This is a genomic window from Caproicibacterium sp. NSD3 (genome assembly GCF_053613275.1).
Genome location: NZ_CM132119.1, coordinates 1,062,108 through 1,084,637, shown reverse-complemented (window position 1 = coordinate 1,084,637; position 22,530 = coordinate 1,062,108). Strand labels below are relative to the sequence as shown.

Sequence of the window (22,530 nt, the reverse complement as noted above, 5' to 3'; positions counted from 1 at the left end):
CTGTTGTCAAACGAACTCTGCATTTTAGGAGGGATTTCTTTGTATTATCTTGGCATTGACCTCGGAGGCACCCATATGGCTGCAGGGGTCATCAATGATTCCTATGAGATTATCGCTCGGGCAAAGCAAGACACTATTGTCCCCTGCTCCCATGAAGAAATGACTGAACAGCTTAGCCGAGTCGCACTCGACGCTCTGAAAAATGCTGGAATCTCTGTAAACGATCTTCCTTGGATCGGTGTTGGTACCCCGGGAAGTGTAAACCGAAGCACCGGCATTGTTGGATTTGCTGGAAATCTGTATCTTAAAAACTACGAGCTTGCAAAACGGCTGTCAGAGCGGATGAAGTGCAGGGTAATCGTAGAAAACGATGCCAATGCTGCTGCTTATGGCGAATATATGGCTGGCGCAATGAAAGGTGCAAAAAGTGCACTTGCCATTACACTAGGAACTGGAATTGGAAGCGGAATTATTTTAGACGGAAAAATTTATAGCGGCTGCAACTTTGCTGCCGGAGAAATGGGACATATTGTCATCGAATATAACGGGCGCCTTTGCACCTGCGGCAGAAGGGGTTGCTGGGAAACTTATGCTTCCGCTACAGGTCTAATTACGACGACTCGCCTTTTTATGGAAAAAGCTTCAAATAAAGAATCTCCTATTTGGCATCTTATCAATGGGGACCTCAAAAAAATCAATGGACGAACTGCCTTTGATGCTATGCGGGCAGGCGATCCTCTCGGCAAAGAAATTGTCGACACTTATATTGGCCATTTAGGCTGTGGAATTGTAAATTGCATCAATACCTTTCAACCGGATATTCTCTGTATCGGAGGCGGAATCTGCAACGAGGGAGAAACGCTGCTGAAACCGCTTCGTGCTTATGTTGAAAAAGAAGTCTTTTCGGTTCCGGATGGAAAAGCCACTGAACTAAAGGTTGCACAGCTTGGAAATGATGCCGGAATTATTGGTGCTGCTTTATTAGGAAAATAAAAGGAGAAAATCTGTTATGAGTCTTACAGAAAAGAAATTCGGCACACTTTCAGATGGAACTGATATCTCTTCCTATACGCTCAAAAATACGAACGGTGCCTCTGTTACGCTGCTCTCCTTCGGCGCACGGGTGCAGTCGATTCAGATGCCGGATAAACACGGGGATTTTGATGAAATGATCATGGGCCATAATGAGCTTACCCCTTATACCCATCCCGGAAACTACCAAGGAGCAATCGTTGGCAGATGGGCTAACCGAATTAAAGACGGTCAGTTCGTAATAAACGGAAAACAATATCAGGTCACACAAAATGAAGGCAAAAATCATCTGCACGGCGGAAATATTGGATTCAGCCATCGGGTATGGAGGCTAAAGTGCAGCGATTATCATGACGATTCCCCCTCTCTCACCTTTCGCTATTGCAGCCCCGACGGAGAAGAAGGATTTCCCGGGAAATGTGATGTTTCTATCTGCTATACACTTTCAGCCGACAATGCGCTGATCATGGAGTATCATGCAAAAACAACCGCACCTACCTATTTAAACTTAACAAATCATTGCTATTTTCATCTCGGAGGACCACAGCACGACGTACTCTCTACCGCTTTACAGATAGAAGCCGATGAAGTTGCCGAAGTTACTTCTGATTTAATTCCAACCGGCAAACTTCTCTCGGTAGAAGGCGCCTGTGATTTTCGAAGCGAAAAAACGATCGGTCAGGATATTCGTTCCGGAGAGCCTCTAATCCGACAATCGGGTGGCTATGATCATGCTTACAAATTAAGAGGGAGCGGTATGAGACGGGTCGCCAGCGCCTTTGATCAGCAAAGTGGAAGGCATCTGCGGGTCTTTACCGACAGGCCATCCATGCAGCTTTACACTGCAAACAGTTTTGACACGGAAGAGTCCGACCATGGTCAAATCCCCTTAAAGCCGCACCATGCTTTCTGTTTAGAAACACAGGAATTTCCAGACGCAATGAATCATCCGGAATTTTGCTGTTCCCCTCTCCTACCAAATGAAAAATTTCATACAACAACCATTTATAAATTTGAACTCTAAAGTTGAAAAAGCGCAGCCCTTTTTATTAAAAGGACTGCGCTTTTTTTAGTCTATGAATAAACGATCCAAACTACAACCGGGGCAATATAAAGTAAACATACAACGCCAATACAAAGTACTGCAAAAATCCATTTGGCCGGCCGATAAAGCATTTTTAGATGTAAAAACATCTTTTTCTTATGCAAATACAGTAAAGGAATCAAATAGAAAAGCCCCAAAATTGATACAATAACCCCCTGGCGGAAACCGGGCGGCCAATAAGTAACGGTGACCTGATTTTCTCCAGCGGTAACCGGAATCGCAAGAAAAGCTCCAAAAGCAGAATCAATATTGACGGAACTTCCATTCACTTCGGCTGTAAACCCGTTTCCTCCTCGAATCGGAAGAAACAAATAGCCATCTTGTTCTGTATAAACAGTTCCGGATAATCCATTTTTAGACTCTTTAAGATTTACGTCTTGGCAATTTTCACAGCTTTGTATCGCATTCTGTAACTTTTCACAGCTCATCCCGTAAACGCCAAATGAAGTACAATTCAATGAATGAAACAAACTGATCTTTACTTGAACGGTCTCATCTGTAAAGGTTCCCAGATTCAAAATTCCATTTTCTATAGAAGTGGGATAAAGAGAACGAATGATTTTTCCATTTACCGCAATTGCACAGCCCCCATTTACCGGTTCCGTTAGGGCATTTGTGGCTTCTTGAAAACAGTCAAAATAAAGAGTCTGCGTTCCCTTTACCGGAATTTGGTATTGTAAATATGCTGCGCCGTCGTTTAAAGTAATCTTCTCTCCCGCATCCGAATGGGACATCTCAACATTCTCGGTGAAGTCCGGCTGATATTGAGTAAACAAATCTTCTTTTGTTCCAAAAGCTGTATGATATAGGTCATTCTGAATCTCAAATCGATTGCGATCTGTTAAAGGCTCTCCCAAATTTGAAATCACTGTTCCAAACGGCATCGTAAAATTTTCTTTCACAATCTGATAGTCTTCATTGGAATAAACTTTTTCCCTCCCGTCAGTAGAAGCAAAAGCAGATAACACACTGTAACGGTTTCCAAACAGCGCATCGGAAAGAGCTGTCCCCCCATTAGAGTTTACTTCCATCCAATATCCACTGTAGCCCATCTGGCGAATTGCTTTCAAATAAGTGCCATCTGTAAGAGAAGTATAATGGGAAAGCGACGGATATCCTATCCCACCGATCAGATTTACGTCAAAATATTTCTTATCCATCTTCAGCCGATATAAACTGCTGTCGTCGATCTTCCCTTCCAGATCTGTGACTGTTTGCTTCGTTGTCCCATCATGCTCAGCAGAAGCGATAAAGACTTCTGCATAGAAAAAGGTTTCCGTCAAAGTAATCAAACATAAAATGACGCAGAAAAAGCGTTTACTCACCGCGTGATGACGATAAAAATATATCAGCAGAAAATAAAGAGCTGCTGCGAGGACTGCAAAAATCATCATCAATAAAAATGCAGATTGATTCATCCAAAGAGTTCTGACATAAATGGTCAGATTTTCGTACTGATGGCTCAATAGCCATGAAGCGGCGATCCCTATTAAAATTGAAATTCCGACACTGACTCCAAAAATATCTTTATCCGTATGAAAAGGTAGCCTGGAACGATCCGTCTGCTCAATCGAACAGGCAGCGGCTAAAAGTCCCATTAATACTAAAATAAATCCATAGCGTACCGGAAATGCCTGATAGCTGCCCGTATGCCACATCTTATTGATTGGGTCTATAAAAAGTGGAATCAATAAGAAAACGAAAAGGATAAAACTGACTTTGTGGAGATTTGTCCGCTTCTTTTCCAAAATCGTCAGCGGAATCGCAGCAACCGCCATACCGGTACAGGTAAGCACCGGCAAGGTTGTATTCCACCTTGTCAAAAGGCTTCCCGAAGAAATGCTCTCTACAACGCTCTCCCCACGTCCCGATTCCAAAAACTGCATCAATGCAGGGAGCCAAATCACACCGGTCAAGAGTAAGACTGCCAATGTAGCCGCTCCTAAAAGGAAAATTCGCTCTCCTCTTTGTTCCTTTGACGTCATAAAGAAGCAAATGATCCCGCTTGCTAAAACCAGCCACATCACAATCATATAGCTAAGATAAAAGTGGACAACTAAAAGTGCAGAAAAGCTCAAAATATAAGGAAGAAGTTTCTTCTCTAAAAACAACTTGCGCAGTCCTATTAAAAAGAGTGGGAACAGGCATACCGTATCCAGCCAAACCAAATTCTGAAAATACATCATGGTAAAGCCGCTGCAGGCATACATAACCGAAAAAGCCGTAACCGCAAGTGTTTCCATCTTCGGGAAAAAGCGGCGGAACAAACAGCCTGCCGTCAATGCACTACAGGCCATTTTGAGTACCACCATCACATTCATCAACAAGTAGAAATCCGCTTTTGGAACTAAAAGTACCAAAAAAGAAAAGGGGCTGGAGAGGAAAAACAAAAAGACTCCCCAAAAGTTCATTCCCCCAGCGTTCTGCAAATTAAAAAGCATACTGGATTTTCCAAGCAAAATATCTTTAAAATCCATCAGAAGAGGAACGACCTGTTGATTCATATCACACCATGAAATGGTGTTTTTCCCAAAAGGAAAGAGCCCATTAACCAAATAAACAACGCTCATTAAAACCAACACGGTAAGTGGTGCCAGCCACCATAGAGTTCGCTTTTTGGTCATGGACTCACCTCATTCCATTAAAATTATGCAAGAATCAGCTTCAGATATTTTTTCTTTCCTTTTTTCACAATGACGGATCCGCCTGTAAAATCCTTTACAGAAAGTTCATCTGCAACATCCGTGATCTTTTGATCATTTACTGTCAGTCCGCCCTGCTGAATCAGTCGGCGTCCCTCACTTTTACTGGGAATGAATTTCACTTTGAGCAAAAGATCAAGCAGAGAAGCAGAACCATCTACGAAATCAGAATCTTTGATTTCTGCTTTTGGCATATGCTCCGTATCAGCACCGGCTCCAAAAAGCGCCTGCGCCCCTGCCTGCGCTTTTTTCGCTTCCTCTTCTCCATGAATCAGCTTTGTTACTTCGTAGGCGAGTACTTCCTTTGCGTGGTTGATCTGCTCTCCGGTTTCTACATTTGTCAGCTCATGGATCTCATCAAGAGACAAAAAAGTCAAAAACTTCAGGCACTTTTCTACATCCTGATCTCCAATATTGCGCCAATACTGATAGAAATCAAAGGGAGAAGTTTTATTGGGATCCAGCCACACGGCACCCTTTTCGGTCTTTCCCATCTTTTTGCCCTCACTGGTCGTCAAAAGGCCAAAGGTCATTCCATAGACCTCTTTTGCGGATTTTCTCCGAATCAGCTCTACTCCGCCGATAATGTTGCTCCATTGATCATCTCCGCCAAGCTCCATCATGCAGTTATAGCGACGATTAAGCTCATAAAAATCATAGCCCTGCATAATCATGTAGTTCATTTCAAAGAAAGTCAGTCCACGTTCCAAACGTTGTTTATAACATTCGGCCGCCAACATGCGATTCACAGAAAAATGAACGCCGATATCCCGCATAAACTCAATATAATTGAGATTCATCAACCAATCCGCATTATTGGCCATGATGGCTTTTCCATTTGAAAAGTCAACCAACCGCCCCATCTGATTACGGAAGCATTCAATATTATGATTGATTTCTTCCCTCGTCAGCATTTTCCTCATATCGGTTTTGCCGGAAGGATCTCCGATCATACCGGTTCCGCCGCCAAAAAGCGCAATCGGCGTATGACCTGCGCGCTGCATATGCGCCATCACCATGATCTGCACAAAATGTCCTACATGCAAACTATCCGCCGTAGGATCAAAACCAATATAAAATGCAATCTTGTGATGATCCAAAAGGTCACGAATTTTTTCTTCATCCGTCATCTGCGCAATCAGCCCACGCGCTTTTAGTTCTTCGAACACACCCATTATAAATTCCTCCTGTGAAATCTTGTCGCAGGAAAGCAAAATAAAAACGCCCCCTGCAAAAATAAAATTGCAGAGGGCGAAATCTTCTTTCGCGGTACCACCTCAGTTTACCATACTCTCACAAGCATGGCCTTACGGGTACAAAAAATACCCCTGCGCTGTAACGTGCGCTCACGACAGGACTTACTGAAAAAATTGTTCAGCCCTGCAGCTCCGGGAGGTATCTTCGAAGACGGTTCCCGCCGGCTTACACCATCTGCCGACTCTCTGCGCCGATTATCGCCCTTTACATAATTCCCATCTCTGCCATTAATAATTAGTATACGAAATCACCCTTGTTTTGTCAAGGCTAATTTTTTTCTTTCCCCACTGGAAAGCATCTCCGAAGCATTCTGCAAAAGCAGAGGAGTTAGCTCCCCGCCCCCCGTTATCCTTGCAAGCTCTTTTACTCTGCCTTCACGATTGAGCAAATCTACTTTTGTAAAAGTTCTGCCGGAGTCAACACGTTTACTGATAAAATACTGTTGATCTCCAAGAGCTGCAATCTGCGCTAGATGCGTAACGCAAAGCACCTGACGTCCTCTGGAGGTTTCCCATAATTTCAGTCCAACTTTTTGAGCGGCACTGCCGGAAACGCCGGTATCTACCTCGTCAAAAATCAAAGTTCCGATTTCGTCTCTGTCTGCCAAAACACATTTAATGGCAAGCATAATACGTGACAGTTCTCCGCCGGAAGCGATTTTAGAAATCGGCTTTAAAGGTTCCCCCGCGTTGGTGGAAATCAAAAATTGAACACGATCCGTTCCCTGCATTTCCATTTCTGCAGAAAGCTGTTCCACTTCAAACTCGACATTCGGCATATCAAGAAAATTGAGTTCTTCCTGAACCCGTTTTACAAAAGTTTTCGCAGTTTGACGGCGCAGATTTGAAAGGACTTTAGCAAGCTTTTGAGCTTTTTCACGCTGCTTTTCGAGCTTTTCATTTAACTCTGCCACTACTTCATCCGCCGATTGAATTTGATTGAGTTCATCTTTTGCCTTTTCCAGAAAAGAAAGCATGGTCTCTTCGTCCGGTCCATATTTCTGACCTAGGCGATAAAGCTGATCCAAGCGTTCTTCCGTCTTCTCAACGTCCTCCGGCTCATAGGAAAGCTGTTCCGAAAGATTCTGCAATTCGGAAAGGCAGTCCTCTAATTCATAAGAAAGGTCACTAAGGTGGGAAGAAAGCTGCTGTGCCTGCGGTAAATTTTGAACCTCTTCAAGTGCTTTTGCTGCAGTTTCCAGTTCTGATAAAGCACCTATGCTTTCTTCTCCGCCGGAAAGCGCACCTGTAGCTTCATTAACTGCATTCGCAAGTTTTTCACTGTTTCTATAAAACGCGCGTTTTTCTTTGAGATCTTTCTCTTCTCCAAGTTTTAAATCTGCATTTTCCAGCTCTTCGACCTGATAGCTTAAAAGATCAACTTTTCTGGCTTTTTCCGCCTCATCCATCTGCAGCGACTTTAGTTGCTTTTCCGTACTGCGCATAGCAGTATAGGCATTCTGATATTCTAAAAGCGCGTCCTCGTCCTGCGCCATCTGATCCAAATACCGCAGGTGCTGATTCTGAGAAAGTAATCCATAATTCTCATTCTGTCCGTGAATATCGACAAGTAAAGAACCGATATCTCTTAAAATAGAAACCGTAGCCGGACGCTCATTAATCCGGCAAACAGTACGCCCGTCCTCCCGAATTTCCCGCTGCAAGAGCAGACTTCCATCCTCTTCCGGCAGATAGGAAAGTTCCGAAAGCCTTTTTAAAACGGAAACAGAAAGATTACGAAATACAGCGCTGACAAAAGCACTCTTTGCCCCGGAACGGATCAATTCTTTGGAAGTACGGTGTCCTAAAACAGCATGAATCGAATCGATCACAATCGATTTTCCGGCGCCAGTCTCACCCGTCAGCACATTAAGCCCTTTTGAAAAATCAATGGAAGCTTTTTCTATCACCGCTATATTCTCAATATACAGCTGATCCAGCATACCCTCACCCCATTGTCTTCTTGAGATCATTCATCAAAAGCTGTGCGCTATGATCGTCCCTTGCAATTACAAAAATGGTATCATCTCCGGCAAGCGTACCCACAATTGAATCCCAACGCATGGCATCCATTGCCGCACAAATTGCTTGAGCCATCCCGGAAAGCGATTTTATGACGACCACATTTCCCGCAGACTGTACCGAAATAACGGCATCAGCCATCAAAGAATAAAACTTTGCGGAAATATCTTTACCGCCGGTTTTTCCGGTTGAATATTTATATTTTCCATCATGAGAAAGAATCTTTACAAGGCGCAATTCCTTAATATCGCGGGAAACTGTTGCTTGTGTTACATCGAATCCGTCTTCCCTCAATCGTCGAAGCAATTCTTCCTGCGTATCTACATCATACTGCGTGATTAATTCCAAGATTTTTGCGTGTCGCCGAGATTTCATTTTAATTTCTCCTCTCTCCTAATTTGGCATTGACCACTTCGTAAAAATTACTGCGTTTTAAATTAATCAGACGAACTGATAATGGAGACTTTGTAACGGTAATGCTCTGCCCTTCTTCCAACTGTATTGGATTATCACCATCGGCGGTAAGTTGAGCACTACTGTTCACTGCAGAAGAAACTTTCACCTGCAAACACGCATGTTCCGAAAAAAGCACGGGACGCGTTAATAAAGAATGCGGGCATACCGGTGTTAAAAGAATACACCGCATTTCCGGATCAATCACAGGGCCTCCCGCAGCCAGCGAATAAGCGGTACTCCCAGTCGGTGTAGAACAAATTAGCCCATCCGCCCGATAGCTGCTCATCTCTCGGTCGGAAAGACTGACTTCAAAATCCAAGATTTTTGGTCCCCGGTAAATCACAATGTCATTTAAGGCATCCATATAATGCTTTTTTCCTTCTTTTTCATATGAAGCACGAAGCATCATGCGATTTTCAAGCTGATAATCCCCATCTACAAGCTTTGATAAAAGAGAAATCTCAGAGGCTTCCAGACCAGCAACAAAACCGAGACGTCCCGTATTGATTCCAAGAATCGGTTTTCGTTCTTCTGCTGCGTGCCGCGCCTGATGAATAATCGTCCCATCCCCACCAACTGCGAGGATCAAATCACAGGCATTCATCAATCCGGCATGGCTTTCCCAGAATGCATCGGCTTCAAAACCTTCTTTACGGTAAATCCCGTCCATAAAGACTTCTTGTCCAAGAGCATGCAGCTGCACAAGAATTTTATGAGTAACAGATCTTGCAAGAGAACGATTTAAATTCGGTACAACCGCAATCTTCATGTTACTTTCCTCCATTCAGGCAAAGATGAGATTCCTCTACTAAAGATTTCGGATCAAATTGAATGCTGGTGGGTGTATCTGATTTCTGCAAATAAATTAAGTATTCGATATTCCCTTCCGGGCCTTTCACTGGCGAAAAAGTAATCCCCAAAATAGAGAATCCGATTGTCAAAACAAAATTAGAAATCGTTCGAATGACTTCCTCGTGGACAGCCTGATCACGGACGACCCCTTTTTTTCCGACTTTTTCTCTTCCAGCTTCGAACTGCGGCTTAATTAAACAAACTGCCTGACCACTTTGCGCCAAGAATTCCCGTGCTACCGGCAAAACCAAGCGCAAAGAAATAAACGAAACATCAACACTGAAAAAATCGATTGGTTCTGAAACCTGCTCTTTTGTAAGATAACGGACGTTTGTCCGCTCCAGATTGACGACACGCTCGTCATTTCTGAGCTTCCACGCCAGCTGACCATATCCCACATCGACCGAATAAACTTTCTTTGCGCCGTTTTGCAGCATGCAGTCTGTAAATCCGCCGGTACTTGCGCCGATATCCATGGTCGTTTTCCCTTTTAAAGAAATTAGGAAAAGCTGCATTGCCTTTTCAAGCTTCAATCCACCGCGACTGACATATTTCGGCCCCGTACTGCGCACTTCAATTTCTGTACCCACCGGCAGCATCGTCCCTGGTTTATCAAATTTCTGATGATCAATATAAACATCTCCGGCCATAATGACAGCCTTCGCTTTTTCTCGACTTTCAAAGTAGCCCTGTTCCACCAGAAGAATATCTAGTCTTTTTTTCTCTATCAATTTAAAGTCTCCGTTAAAATCATTTGACACATTCCGTCTGCATCTAAAAGTAATTCTTTCAGTGCCTGATCAACCGTTGCATGCGGCACAAAATCATGAATTCCACGCAGATAATATTCACCTTTAAAGTTTATCTGCTTCAGCATCCGCAAAAAATGTTCTCCGATGCCGCCTTCTTCCATCCCCTCTTCAAAAAAGAAAATCTTTTCGTAAGCAGATGCAAAAGAAATTGCCTTTTCGTCAATCGGCTTGATCCGATTCAATTTTAAAATAGAAATTTTGATGCCCTTTTCTTTTAAAAGGGTTTTCGCTTTACAAGCATAGGAAAACAAACGACCATAAGTTACCAAAAGCAAAGGTGCACTTTTTTCTCCATAAATCTGATATGGCATTCCATTGGGAATAAAATCAAACGGCTTAAAAAGCTGACAGCCGCGCGGATAGCGAACGGCAACAACATTTTGATCTTCATAAAGTGCCTTTTGAAGATCCATACAAAGTTCCTCATAATAAGCAGGGGAATAAACAGTAATCTCCGGAATCGTACTGAGAAAAGCAGCATCCATAATTCCCTGATGTGTTTCTCCGTCTTCTCCCACAACGCCAGCGCGGTCAACTGCGATCACCAACTTTAAGCGCTGCAGCGCTGCATCGTGAATGAGCTGATCATAGCTTCTCTGCAGAAACGTAGAATAAATCGCACAGACAGGAAGCATTCCTCCACTGGAAAGTCCTCCTGAAAAAGTGATTGCATGTTCTTCAGCAATTCCGACATCGAAAAAGCGCTCTGGAAACTCATGAGAAAAAGCTTCCAAACAAGTGCCGCTTCTCATTGCCGCTGTTACCGCACAGATTTTTGGATCTTCACGCGCCAATTTGCAGATCTGCATTCCAAAAACAGAGCTGAAATTTTCTCCTCCCGGATGAACAGACTTTCCGGTTTTGACATCAAATTTTGAAACGCCATGAAAAGCGCCCGGATTCTTTTCTGCAAACGCATATCCACGCCCTTTTTCCGTAAGCACATGAATCAGCATCGGGTGGTCAATCTGTTTTGCATTCTGTAAAATTTCGACCAGCTGAGGCAGATCATGACCATCATACGGTCCATAATAGAAAAGACCAAGATCCTCAAATAAAGTGCTGTTATAAAGGAGCTGCTTTAAAACCGCTTTCGATTTTTTTATAATATTACGCATTGGATCTCCGATAATCGGAATATGATGAAGCGTTGATTCCACATCGCTCTTCGCTTTTAGATAAGCCGGTTTCGTACGCATATGCGCAAGATAGCGCGCAATGCCACCCACATTACGCGAAATAGACATTTTATTGTCGTTTAAAATGACAATAAAATTCTTATGAAACCTTCCGGCATTATTTAATCCTTCATAGGCAAGACCGCCAGTCAATGCCCCATCGCCAATCACGGCAACTACATTTCCTTCTTCTCCGCGAATTGCTTTCGCTTCTGCAATTCCAAGGGCTGCAGAAATAGAAGTGCTGCTATGTCCTGCTGTAAACGCATCCCACGGGCTTTCTTGCCGATTGGGAAATCCGGAAATTCCACCTTTCGTACGAATTGTAGAGATTGCCTCTCTGCGTCCGGTTAAAATTTTATGGGTATAAGCCTGATGTCCAACATCCCAGACAATTCGATCCTCCGGCTTACCGAAAACTTTCTCCAGTGCTACCGTTAGTTCCACTGTACCAAGATTGGAGGCAAGATGTCCGCCGTTTGCAGAAACTATTTTTATAATCTTTTGCCGAATCTCTGCACAGAGCTGCTCCAGTTCCTCATTTGTAAGAGACTGCAGATCTGCCGGTGAATCAATCTTATCCAACAGGTTTGCCATTCTTTAAAACCTCAATTCCTTTTTGGAAACATTTTTTCCAATTTGCATTTCATTGCTATTAACAGCGGCGCTGTTTAGACGCTGTCAGCGTGTTTTTCAGCAGCATTGCAATCGTCATTGGGCCAACCCCTCCGGGAACCGGCGTAATTGCTGATGCAATCGGCTCTACGGCTTCATAATCAACATCTCCGCAGAGTTTTCCGTTTTCGTCACGATCCATTCCAACATCAATCACAACCGCACCCGGCTTGACCATCTCTTTTGTAACAAATTTTGTTTTGCCAACTGCTGCCACCAATATATCCGCCTGCTTACAGATCTCTTTTAAATTTTTCGTTTTACTGTGACAGATCGTTACAGTTCCGTTTGCATGCATTAAAAGCATTGCCATCGGTTTTCCAACAATGTTGCTTCGACCGATCACCACACACTGTTTTCCCTCTACGGAAATATTTTCATGGCGCAAAAGCTCCATGATTCCCGCCGGCGTACAAGGAAGCAACTTGTAATCACCAATCATGATATGTCCCACATTGACTGGATGAAAAGCATCTACATCTTTCTGCGGATCGATCTCGTTAACGATTGCTTTTTCGTCCAACCCTTTTGGCAGCGGGGATTGCACAAGAATCCCATCGACATCCGGATCTTTATTTAAACGCTGCACCAATTCTTCCAACTCTTTCTGTGAAGCTTCTTTTGGAAGTGCAAATTCGAGACTGCGGATTCCTACTTCGGCACAGGCTTTCTTCTTATTATTTACATAAGTGCGAGAAGCCGGGTCATCTCCAACAATTACGACCGCCAAAGATGGCTCTATTCCCTGCTTTTTTATTGCAGCTGTTTCAAGAGCTACCTGCACTCGCAGTTCTGCAGCGATTGCTTTTCCATCAATTCGTTTTCCCATACTGGCTTCTCCTCTATTCCTTTTTTTGCGGTTCATCCGTTTGCTGTGTGTTTTGATCGGTCGGTTCAGAAGCGGAATTTTCCTGCTTATCTGAATCGACTGTTTGGGCTGATTCGTTCGTTTCTGCTGTTTCTGTTTCCGATTTTTCATCCTTAACAGTTTCTGATGACGCATTTTGTTCTGTTTCAGACTCAATCATATCTTCCGGAATTTCGTCGACCAGATGATTTAAAGAAACGATTTCCGGAGCGCCACAGCCAGAAAGGCTTGTCCTGTTTCGAAAAACGATCAGCAAAATAATAGACACCACGACTGCAGCAGCAGCTACAACCTGCGAAACACGCAACGGAACAATGGGTAAAAGGAGGCTATCCGTGCGCAATCCTTCTATAAAGAAACGTCCTAATCCATACCAACCCGAATACAGCAAAAACACTTGTCCATCATAACGGCGCCGTTTACGGCTAAAGAAATGGAGCAGCAAAAAGCCGATCAGACACCACAATGATTCATAAAGGAAGCACGGATGCACAGGATTTGGAGCAAATGCTCTTGTCATATCGCTCTGCATTCCCCACGGCAGATTTGTTTCGATACCAAAAGCTTCCTGATTGATAAAATTGCCCCAACGACCAATCCCTTGTCCAATCAAAAAGCCCATAGAAGCAAGATCCAATACGGCAGGGACGCTCATCTTATGATGCTTTGCCATCAAGGCTCCGCACAGAAGCCCTACAATAATACCGCCATAAATGCCCAATCCGCCTTCCCAGATACGAAAAATCTGAGAGGGATCTTTTATGTATTTATCACCCGGATAAAAAATAACATAATATGCCCTCGCTCCAATCACGCCGCCGATCACACCGACAAGAATACAGTCAATCAGATGATCAGAATTGACATGAAATTTTTTGCAGCTTTTCATTGTATATAAAATTGCCAGAATCAATCCAGTCGCAATAATAATTCCATACCAATAAATCGGCTTGGAACCGATCGTAAAAGCAATTTCATTGACCTGTAACGTGATCCCCATTTTTGGAAAAGTAACATTGTGTATAATCTGCATGATATTGTTCCACCTTTTTCAGTTCTATGTAACCCGAAAAAAGCATTTAAGCTTTCTCCGGATGGATGATCGAAAGGACACGATTTTCCGGTAGCAGCTGCGTATTCAAACGAGACAACACCTCTTCTTTTGTCGCATTTGCAATTGCATCTACATACGCAAACAAAGAACGATCTGCAAATGAAAATGAAGCCATCGCATTGGCAATACTTTCGACACTGTTAAACGAGGACACATTTTTTCCGTATACTGTTTTCTTTGCACGCTCAAACGCTTCATCGGAAACACCGTTTTTACGATAGCTTTCGAGTTCCTTTAAGATTTCTTTTTCAACAGCATCCGGCTCTTTTGATTCTCCGGAAAAAATAACACAGGCATAACCGGGCCCTTCAAAATTCTCATATCCAAAGCTGCTCTCATTAATGAGGGAAGCGTCCAAAAGTCTTCTAAAAAGCGGTGAGCAATCGTCGGCTAAAAGTGACAACAGAATACTGGTCTCTGCCATCTCTTTGGTCGTTGCGCGTCTTTCCGCTTTTTCTTTAAAGCCAAGACTGAAAAGCGGAGAAGCCACGCTAAGGCTTTGCTCTATACGGGATTTCAGCACTGTTTCCGGTTCCGGTTCAAAAATCCGGTCTACTGTTACCGCTTTGCTCGGTTTCAGCATTTTATCACAAAGATCAAGCACTTTCTGCGGATCAATATTACCAACCACGCAAAGCACCATATTGTTCAAGTTATAAAAAGTATGGTAGCACCGATAAAGCAATTCCGGCGTGATTTTCGCAATACTCTCTACTGTTCCTGCAATATCCACTTTGACCGGATGATTCTGATACATAGCCTCTAACATATTAAAGAGGACACGCCAATCCGGATCATCGTCGTACATACGAATTTCCTGCCCTATGATTCCCTGCTCTTTTTTGACTGTCTGTTCCGTAAAATAAGGAGACTGAACAAAATCCAGCAAAATCTCGAGTGAATCATAAACATGCTCTGTACAGGAAAACAGATAGCAGGTCACATCAAAAGAAGTATATGCATTGGCCGAAGCCCCTGTTTTTGCATAACGAGTAAAAGCGTCCCCGTCTTCGCTCTCAAAAAGCTTATGCTCCAGATAATGTGCAATTCCAGCCGGAACTTTGCTCTCCTCTTTCTCATCAGAGCGGCGGAATCTTGTATCCACAGAGCCATACCGTGTTCCAAAGATTGCATAGGTAGAAGCATTTTGCTTCTTTGGGTATAAATAAATCTGCAGCCCGGAAGGATGCTTTCCTTCATAATAGGAATCACCCAGCCGCTCACTGCGAACTTCTTTTAATTCACTCAGCTTCATGACTTTGCCCCCTCAGATGATGTCAAACGATAAATGGCAGCAGGCTGTATCTTTTGCGCCGCTTTGACAATCTCTTCTGATTTGACCTTTGAAATCTGCTCGGCATAATCCAAAGGCGTCTTGATTTTTGGCGCATACGTCTGACCCACATACCAGTTTTCCAAAGACCAGAGAGAATCCATCACTGTGCGATAGGAATTTTCCATGGTGAGCTTTGCCGAAGAAATTTCCTCTTCAGTGATATTTCCTTTTTTCATTTCACTCATCTGGCGCTGAATCTCCGCCTGTGCCGCTTCAAAATTTTTGGTCTCAACGCCACTTTGAACAAACATAGTTCCCTTCATGCTATCAAAAAGGGAACTGCAGTAATAGCATAGGCTCAATTTTTCACGCACATTCAGAAACAATTTACTGCTGGGGGAACCGCCAAAGACGGTATTCATCAGAGCCATTGCCGGCCACTCAGGAGACTGCAGATTGATTGCAGAGCGCAATCCCATTACAAGTTTCCCCTGTGCGACATTCTGCTTTTCCGTCTTCTCTAGAATTTTTTCGGAAGGCGCTCTAACAATCGTATCACATGTTTCCGGTTCCCGATGAATTCCCGAAAATGCTTTTTGGAATCCGCTGCAAACAGCCTGTGGATCACAATCTCCGAGAGAGAGCAGCTCAATTTTAGAGTTGTGAAGTAGTTCTTTCCATGCGGGAACAAGTTCCTCCGGACGAAGTGCTTTCACCGCACTCCTTCCTCCAAAACGGTCAATTCCAGCAGGCTCATTCGAAAGCATCAACTTTTGGCACTGCAAAAGTGCATAGGTGCGTTTGTCGTTATACTCTGCATCCATACGTTCCAATGACTGCCGCTTTTCCTGTTCAAATCCATCTTTTGGGAACAGACCATTTTCAACCAACGGATCAAAGATCATCCCGCAAAGTACATTTGCAAGTTCATAGGAAATTTTCTCTTGTGAAAGTGCGTAGCGATCTGATATTCCGCCAGCGGAAAGCGTCAACACCTGCGCGTCTCCCAGTTTAGAAGCTTCTGCAGTAACCACCGATCCATAAAGATCTGCCATCTTTTTACTCATGGCAGAAAAATCTGGGTACTTACGGCTGGCACGGCTAAGCAAAAATGGAATCATTGCCATTGCAGCCGCACGATCCTTCTTCATAGGTAGAAAAAAGTTTACAGAAATACGAAATGTTTTAAATTTAGGATCCCGAACGCCGAGAAAACGAATCCCGTTTCCAAGCGCCGTCTGTTCTAGTTCGGGCATATCATTCATCTCCAATTTCAAGCCTCATTAATTTATTTATTATAACACATCCTCCTCCGATAGAAAAGAATGAATATTCTAAATATTCTATGAACTTGCACAAAAATAACGTTATTTATACATTTAAATTTCCTTTTCTCAAAATGGCTTTTGCGTAGAATTTATGTTATACTAATTTGTATTTTCATTGGAGGAATTATAAATTTATGCAAAATCAAAAAAAAGTCCATCTCGCTGAGTCTGGTTTATTTTTGGTCACCATCCTATGGGGGACTAGCTTTGTTATTATAAAACAAGCAACAACTCTAGTTGAACCAGGATATTTACTTGGAATTCGTTTTCTTTTTGCGGCCGTCATGATGGCCTTGATTTTTCACAAAAAGCTAAAACTTCTCACACTCGACTCTCTAAAATTTAGTTTTGTTCTTGGCGGACTTCTCTTTTTATCTTACTATCTTCAAACCGTTGCCATAAAATACACCACTGCAGGGAAAAATGCATTTTTAACAACGATTTATGTGATAATTGTTCCGTTTTTATACTGGATCATTCGAAAAGTTCGTCCCCGGCCCGCCAATTTAATCTCCGCTTTTTTCTGTATCATTGGGATCGCGTTAATCTCTCTTTCCGGAGATTCTTTTTCTCTTAATTTCGGGGATTTTTTGACAATTCTGTGTGGCTTTTCCTTTGCGTTTCATATCATTTTTTTAAGCATCGCTTCCAGACAATATGACCCGATTCTAATGAGCATCCTTCAATTTTTTATCGTCGGCATTCTCAGCTTTTTGGTTGCTATTTTTACAGAGCCAGTTCCGGTATTATCGGCCGCTTCCCTTTTGCCTATTTTATATCTCTCCGTTTTCTGCACAATGATCGCACTTGGACTACAGGCTGTCGGAGAAAAATACGTAAGCCCTTCGAAAGCTTCTTTAATCATGTCTCTGGAATCATTGATCGGCTGCATCAGCGGCATTGTTTTTCTCGGAGAACCTCTCACTATAAAACTGGTAGCAGGTTTTGCGATGATCTTTCTAGCCATGCTCATTTCCGAACTGCCTAGTATTTTAAGTAAAGCAGGTCCGCCCTCAAAAAACGAACCTTAAAAATAAAAAGCGGCTGTTTTTAGACAGCCGCTTTTTTATTGCTCTTTTTTTAAACTTGTAGAATCTTCCGGCCAATTTCGAATTCCCGTCCCAGTATAAGCCAACATAAAAAGCAGCCCCGTCTGAATCCAGAAAATCGTCACATCTGTAATCCCATGAATCAAAACAGCGATCGTAAGGCTCACGGTCAACAATGCAATCCCTCTATAGGCTTTTCGTTTTAGCCGTTTCCAAAGCTGTTTTACCTGTGCAATCATAAAAGTCAAGAAGACACCACAGCCAATAATTCCATAGTTTAGCATCATGTCCAAAAAGAGATTATGGCAATGATAGGTGCTGTAAGTTCCAAGTTCTTTGGAAACAATCGTATAAGCCATCGGGCCGCGTCCCAGCATTGGCGTATCAAGAAAGCCATGGAACGCTCCCCACCAGACATCCATTCGATTACTGGTTGTGTCATCGATACTATTGAAACGTGGGAAAAGGCTAGGAATAAAATTACAGGCCAAAATAAACAAAATTAAAATGGTAAGATAAATGGCTGCAATTTTATACCTTTTCTTTAAAAGCAGGAAAACCAGAACTCCGGCAGTCATAGCCGTCCATGCAGACATTGATGCACAAAGATAGAGCCCAATTAAATTGATTCCAATAACTGCCGCATAAAAGGGCCTTCCCTGTGAATTTATATCCGCACGATAAATTGCAATAATGACAACAAATTCAATAATTGCTCCATAATAATTCGGGTTCAAAAAAAACGATTCCGGGCGATATGTAGGCATTGTGCTATACTGAGATAATTTTTGATAAATAGCAAACAGAGCTGCTAAAACACTTCCAGCGCAAGCAGTATCCATCATAAGATAAAACAGCGAGTACGTCATAACGGAACGCAGATAAAATGCACATACATAAATCGTAAAAATTCCAAAGCAGCAGGCTATTCCTAAACGATTCCCATAATAGGCAGAAAGTAAAGCTGAAATCCCGAAGAATCCAATCAATACCCTTCCATAAGGAACTTTTAAAATAATCCGGCGCTGCTTTTTATGAAGCAATATATAAAAACAAGACAAAATCAAAACGCCTGCCGTTATTACATACGGAAGAAAAATGGAAGCCGTAAGGATCAATGCCAAATAACAAACTGCGTTGGGCTGTTCGGAAACAAAACAACGTATTTTTGCAATCAGATCCTGAATATCGACCAACCTCCTTCTTCTTTGAAACATCTGCGTATTTTCGCAACATCCCCATTATTCTGAAATTTTATTATACCATGAACGTACCAAAATGCAATCTTCTTCTATTTAAAAGCTTTTCATTCTTAAAATACCATTCAAATTATGAACAAATAAAAAAATATATTTGAATAATTGTGAAACACGTTTTCTTACGGTTGAGATAGTCACGCAAAAATAGTATAATAAAAACTAATAATTTAAAGACGACAAGGAGCAACATATGGAGCACGAAAATCACACGTCGCATACAGGTGGTCTTACCTCAGCAGAAGTACAAGAACGGATTCAAAAAGGTCTTGTAAATGGCACAGAAGATATTCAAACCAAAAGCACGAAGCGGATTATTTTCGAAAACACAATCAACCCATTTAATATTTTGAACCTGATTTTAGGTGCTCTTGTCCTTTTTGTAGGTTCTTTTAAAAATGCGCTTTTTCTGGGAGTTATGATCTGCAATACATTCATTGGATGCTTTCAGGAAATTCGCGCAAAGAAAACGATCGACCAACTTTCTTTGATTGCATCTCCCAAAGTTTTGGTGATCCGGGACGGAAAAAAGCAAAAAATTGAGATTTCAAAAATTGTCTTAGATGATTTGATGGTGCTTTCTTCAGGAAATCAAATCTGCTCCGATGCGGTCGTCATCTCCGGCGAATGCGAAGTCAACGAATCATTAATCACCGGCGAATCAGACCCGATCATAAAGCAGCCGGGTGATCATCTGCTCTCTGGAAGCTTCTTAGTGTCAGGCACCTGTCAGGCACAAGTAGAACATATCGGAAAAGATAACTATGCTGCAAAAATCACAAGCAGTGCTAAATACATTAAGAAACCAAATTCCGAGATCATGCAGTCTATCAACCTGCTGATTAAAATTATTGGGTTCATTCTATTTCCAGTGGGATTTGCCCTTTTTTACAAACAGGTCTTTATCTCTAATATTGATTTTGGTGAAAGTATTATCAGTACCGTTGCCGCTCTGATCGGGATGATTCCAGAGGGGCTTGTTCTTCTGACCAGCGTTGTGCTCGCCGTTGGAATTGTTCGCCTCTCTCACAAGCATGCGCTCGTACAAGAACTCTATTCGATTGAAACTTTAGCAAGGGTTGATACGCTTTGCCTCGATAAAACCGGTACTATTACGGAAGGCACCATGCAGGTAGACCAATTTGCGCCTTTTAATGATGAGGAAACAGCGTTATTAAAAGATGCCGCCTCAGCCATTATTCATACACTAAATGACGCAAACCCAACATCTGCCGCAATTTCAGAATTTTGTCCCCAGCCGCCTTCATGGGACCCCATCGTAAGCGTTCCATTTTCCTCTGCGCGCAAATGGAGCGGTGTCTCTTTTAATGAACACGGTACTTATGTATTGGGTGCAGGCGAATTTGTATTGGGCAGCCGCTTTTCTGAGATCCGTCCTCAGGTCGAAAAGGCTTCCCAAAAAGGTCAGCGTGTGTTGGTCTTGGCTTATAGTGAAAAGCCGCTCTGTAATCAGACTCTTCCAGAAGATATTGCCCCGAAAGCACTTTTCATGATCAGTGACCGAATCCGGAAAAGCGCCAATAATACCCTGCAATACTTTGCTGATCAGGGAGTTGATTTAAAAGTAATTTCCGGAGACAATGCGATCACTGTTTCTAAAATTGCGCAGAAGGCCGGCCTTAAAAACGCTGACCAATGGGTTGACGCCACCACTTTAAAAAGTGAAAGTGATGTCAGAGAAGCTGCGACAAAATACACAGTCTTCGGAAGAGTAACTCCTCAGCAAAAACTGCAGCTCGTTCAGTCTCTGAAAAGCAACGGTCATACCGTTGCAATGACAGGAGACGGTGTCAATGATGTATTGGCACTAAAAGAAAGCGACTGCAGCATTGCAATGGCTTCTGGAAGTGATGCTGCAAGAACCGTCAGTCAGATCGTTCTGATGGATTCCGATTTTGCTTCGATGCCTTCGATCGTTGCAGAGGGCAGGCGCTCCATCAATAACCTTCAGCGCTCTTCCTCCCTGTTTTTAGTAAAATCTTTCTTTAGCACCATTATTGCGATCTGCTTTATCTTTCTTCAAACCACTTATCCGTTTGAACCAATTCAGTTTACACTGATTAATGCACTGACAATCGGGATTCCTTCATTCTTCCTTGCGCTGGAACCCAATAAGGAACGAATCCACGGAAAGTTCATTCTCAATATTATTAAAAAATCCATTCCAGGTGCAATTACAATGGCTGCAAATATTTTGCTTCTGGTTCCGTGTGCTTCCTTCCTGGGACTCAATGCGGGTCAGCTTTCCACCCTATCTGTGATGCTAACCTGCTATACCGGATTAATGAACCTCTTTAAAGTCTGCTTCCCATTTAATGCGATTCATACCATTCTGTTTTCTTTGATGTGTGTAGGCTTCTTGATTGCACAAATTTATTTTCAGCCTCTTTTCTCTCTGGTTCCTCTTACGATGCCAATGGTGTTGCTTTTAATTCCGCTGTTGTTCTGTGCAACAGCTATGATGATTTTCTTGTCGCATTTGATCGACCGGATCATTATGCGCCCACACAAAAAATCGCACAGAGAAAAAACACTTCATTAAAAATTTTATAAAGTTTTATAAAAGAAGCGCCGACAGAACAATCAATCTGCCGGCGCTTTTTTATTCCATAATTCTTGAAAAGTATGCAGCGCTGCTTTCTCCTGGCGGACGAAGAAATCTGCCCAGCCCAATTAGGCAATTCTCCGAATGCGTCAGGACATTCATTTTTGCTTGACAAGTCAAAGTTGCCTCAAATCCCAGCGAACGAATGACCGGCAATGCTTCCGGGCTGACAGCACCAAAAGGATATACAAAAACATTCATATCAACCCCAACATGTTCTTTTATCATACTCTGCGCCTGCTGTAAATCCTTACGCAGCATCACCTGATATTCCTGTGTGTTTTCAGTCTTTAACTTTTTGGCACCCAAACGTCCCTTTTGACTGTGTAGATTATACGTATGATTTTGGATCTCCACAACCCCGCTTTGCTGCATCTCAGAAAGCTGATCCCATGTTGCATGAGAATAAGTTTCGTGTCCGCCATCCTTCTCGCTGAAAAGCTCGGAAAAATGAGCGATCGGAGAAAGCATCATTTTCATATTGTACTTTTTAAAAAGCGGATATGCGTACACATAGTTATTATAATATCCATCATCAAATGTAATCAAAATCGGCTTCTCCGGAAGCTCTGTGCCGTCTTTGACATAAGCAATCACGTCCTGCATCGTAACCGTTGTAAAGTGCTCCTGCTGCAGATAAATAAGGTCGTTCTCCAATACTTTTGGAGAAACAATATATTTACTTCTGGACGTATTATATGGAAGAATACTGTGATACATGATAATGGGAAGATTAACACCTTTTACCGGCTGTGCCTGAACTGCCACTGCCGCAGTGTGTGAGGCTCCCCAAATTAAAAATCCCGCGGCAACTGCAAGGCAAGCAGCTAATACTCCGCGGTGAATTTTGCCAATAAAAAACATGGCGCATCCGCCTCCTCCTAAAACGTACGGGGCAGATGCACCATTTATGCAATCAAATT

At 42.7% G+C, this 22,530-nt stretch carries 17 protein-coding genes and 1 other annotated feature; of the genes, 4 read left to right on the top strand and 13 right to left on the bottom strand.

The features are described from left to right. The first annotated feature begins 39 nt into the window (after positions 1-39). Entirely contained in the window at positions 40-993 is a 954-nt protein-coding gene (locus ACVS9P_RS05360; protein ID WP_452104597.1) for an ROK family protein, read from the top strand. Between the two features lie 16 nt (positions 994-1,009). After that, positions 1,010-2,056 carry an aldose epimerase family protein gene (locus ACVS9P_RS05355; RefSeq protein WP_452104596.1) on the top strand — a complete coding sequence of 349 codons (1,047 nt, stop codon included), beginning with the start codon at positions 1,010-1,012 and terminating at the stop codon, positions 2,054-2,056. A 50-nt stretch (positions 2,057-2,106) separates the two neighbouring features. On the opposite strand, the gene ACVS9P_RS05350 is transcribed toward ACVS9P_RS05355, so the two are convergent. The 11 genes from ACVS9P_RS05350 to yfmF all read right to left on the bottom strand — a co-directional run bounded on the left by ACVS9P_RS05350 (position 2,107) and on the right by yfmF (position 16,604). Then, positions 2,107-4,761 (bottom strand): YfhO family protein, encoded by a 2,655-nt coding sequence (locus ACVS9P_RS05350; protein WP_452104595.1) that lies wholly within the window; start codon positions 4,759-4,761, stop codon positions 2,107-2,109. 23 nt (positions 4,762-4,784) lie between these two features. After that, on the bottom strand, positions 4,785-6,017 hold the full coding sequence (gene tyrS, locus ACVS9P_RS05345; protein ID WP_452104672.1) for a tyrosine--tRNA ligase: 1,233 nt from the start codon (positions 6,015-6,017) through the stop codon (positions 4,785-4,787). Positions 6,018-6,083: 66 nt separating this feature from the next. Then, positions 6,084-6,327, bottom strand: a binding site (T-box leader). A 16-nt stretch (positions 6,328-6,343) separates the two neighbouring features. Then, a complete protein-coding gene (gene recN / locus ACVS9P_RS05340) occupies positions 6,344-8,038 on the bottom strand; it encodes a DNA repair protein RecN (RefSeq protein WP_452104594.1) in 1,695 nt (564 codons plus the stop codon). A 4-nt stretch (positions 8,039-8,042) separates the two neighbouring features. Next, a complete protein-coding gene (locus ACVS9P_RS05335) occupies positions 8,043-8,492 on the bottom strand; it encodes an arginine repressor (protein ID WP_452104593.1) in 450 nt (149 codons plus the stop codon). Between the two features lies 1 nt (position 8,493). Then, positions 8,494-9,342 carry an NAD(+)/NADH kinase gene (locus tag ACVS9P_RS05330; protein ID WP_452104592.1) on the bottom strand — a complete coding sequence of 283 codons (849 nt, stop codon included), beginning with the start codon at positions 9,340-9,342 and terminating at the stop codon, positions 8,494-8,496. Between the two features lies 1 nt (position 9,343). Continuing rightward, on the bottom strand, positions 9,344-10,156 hold the full coding sequence (locus ACVS9P_RS05325) for a TlyA family RNA methyltransferase (protein WP_452104591.1): 813 nt from the start codon (positions 10,154-10,156) through the stop codon (positions 9,344-9,346). Then, positions 10,153-12,012, bottom strand: a complete 1,860-nt coding sequence (dxs, locus tag ACVS9P_RS05320) for a 1-deoxy-D-xylulose-5-phosphate synthase (protein WP_452104590.1) — start codon at positions 12,010-12,012, stop codon at positions 10,153-10,155. Before dxs ends, ACVS9P_RS05325 begins: the two co-directional genes overlap by 4 nt. A gap of 58 nt (positions 12,013-12,070) precedes the next feature. Beyond that, positions 12,071-12,919, bottom strand: a complete 849-nt coding sequence (folD, locus tag ACVS9P_RS05315; protein WP_452104589.1) for a bifunctional methylenetetrahydrofolate dehydrogenase/methenyltetrahydrofolate cyclohydrolase FolD — start codon at positions 12,917-12,919, stop codon at positions 12,071-12,073. A 13-nt stretch (positions 12,920-12,932) separates the two neighbouring features. Beyond that, positions 12,933-13,991: a prolipoprotein diacylglyceryl transferase gene (gene lgt, locus ACVS9P_RS05310; RefSeq protein WP_452104588.1), complete on the bottom strand. Its 1,059-nt coding sequence runs from the start codon at positions 13,989-13,991 to the stop codon at positions 12,933-12,935. 46 nt (positions 13,992-14,037) lie between these two features. After that, on the bottom strand, positions 14,038-15,327 hold the full coding sequence (gene yfmH, locus ACVS9P_RS05305; protein WP_452104587.1) for an EF-P 5-aminopentanol modification-associated protein YfmH: 1,290 nt from the start codon (positions 15,325-15,327) through the stop codon (positions 14,038-14,040). Further along, entirely contained in the window at positions 15,324-16,604 is a 1,281-nt protein-coding gene (gene yfmF / locus ACVS9P_RS05300) for an EF-P 5-aminopentanol modification-associated protein YfmF (protein WP_452104586.1), read from the bottom strand. The genes yfmH and yfmF overlap by 4 nt, the downstream gene beginning before the upstream one ends. A gap of 206 nt (positions 16,605-16,810) precedes the next feature. Between yfmF and ACVS9P_RS05295 the strand changes: the two genes are divergently transcribed. After that, on the top strand, positions 16,811-17,707 hold the full coding sequence (locus tag ACVS9P_RS05295) for a DMT family transporter (protein ID WP_452104585.1): 897 nt from the start codon (positions 16,811-16,813) through the stop codon (positions 17,705-17,707). Between the two features lie 35 nt (positions 17,708-17,742). Here ACVS9P_RS05295 and ACVS9P_RS05290 read toward each other — a convergent pair whose 3' ends face one another. Then, on the bottom strand, positions 17,743-18,921 hold the full coding sequence (locus ACVS9P_RS05290) for an O-antigen ligase family protein (RefSeq protein ID WP_452104584.1): 1,179 nt from the start codon (positions 18,919-18,921) through the stop codon (positions 17,743-17,745). 253 nt (positions 18,922-19,174) lie between these two features. Between ACVS9P_RS05290 and ACVS9P_RS05285 the strand changes: the two genes are divergently transcribed. After that, positions 19,175-21,544: an HAD-IC family P-type ATPase gene (locus tag ACVS9P_RS05285; protein ID WP_452104583.1), complete on the top strand. Its 2,370-nt coding sequence runs from the start codon at positions 19,175-19,177 to the stop codon at positions 21,542-21,544. 60 nt (positions 21,545-21,604) lie between these two features. Here the strand turns inward: ACVS9P_RS05285 and ACVS9P_RS05280 are convergent, their stop codons facing one another. Then, positions 21,605-22,471, bottom strand: a complete 867-nt coding sequence (locus tag ACVS9P_RS05280) for a polysaccharide deacetylase family protein (RefSeq protein WP_452104582.1) — start codon at positions 22,469-22,471, stop codon at positions 21,605-21,607. Between the last annotated feature and the right edge of the window lie 59 nt (positions 22,472-22,530).

Bases quoted from the DNA above. Each gene is read 5' to 3' on its own strand.
- folD (WP_452104589.1), bottom strand. From the start codon at position 12,919: ATGGGAAAACGAATTGATGGAAAAGCAATCGCTGCAGAACTGCGAGTG.
- ACVS9P_RS05280 (WP_452104582.1), bottom strand. From the start codon at position 22,471: ATGTTTTTTATTGGCAAAATTCACCGCGGAGTATTAGCTGCTTGCCTT.
- dxs (WP_452104590.1), bottom strand. From the start codon at position 12,012: ATGGCAAACCTGTTGGATAAGATTGATTCACCGGCAGATCTGCAGTCT.
- ACVS9P_RS05350 (WP_452104595.1), bottom strand. From the start codon at position 4,761: ATGACCAAAAAGCGAACTCTATGGTGGCTGGCACCACTTACCGTGTTG.
- ACVS9P_RS05355 (WP_452104596.1), top strand. From the start codon at position 1,010: ATGAGTCTTACAGAAAAGAAATTCGGCACACTTTCAGATGGAACTGAT.
- ACVS9P_RS05335 (WP_452104593.1), bottom strand. From the start codon at position 8,492: ATGAAATCTCGGCGACACGCAAAAATCTTGGAATTAATCACGCAGTAT.
- yfmH (WP_452104587.1), bottom strand. From the start codon at position 15,327: ATGAAGCTGAGTGAATTAAAAGAAGTTCGCAGTGAGCGGCTGGGTGAT.
- lgt (WP_452104588.1), bottom strand. From the start codon at position 13,991: ATGCAGATTATACACAATGTTACTTTTCCAAAAATGGGGATCACGTTA.
- ACVS9P_RS05295 (WP_452104585.1), top strand. From the start codon at position 16,811: ATGCAAAATCAAAAAAAAGTCCATCTCGCTGAGTCTGGTTTATTTTTG.
- recN (WP_452104594.1), bottom strand. From the start codon at position 8,038: ATGCTGGATCAGCTGTATATTGAGAATATAGCGGTGATAGAAAAAGCT.
- ACVS9P_RS05330 (WP_452104592.1), bottom strand. From the start codon at position 9,342: ATGAAGATTGCGGTTGTACCGAATTTAAATCGTTCTCTTGCAAGATCT.
- ACVS9P_RS05285 (WP_452104583.1), top strand. From the start codon at position 19,175: ATGGAGCACGAAAATCACACGTCGCATACAGGTGGTCTTACCTCAGCA.
- yfmF (WP_452104586.1), bottom strand. From the start codon at position 16,604: ATGCCCGAACTAGAACAGACGGCGCTTGGAAACGGGATTCGTTTTCTC.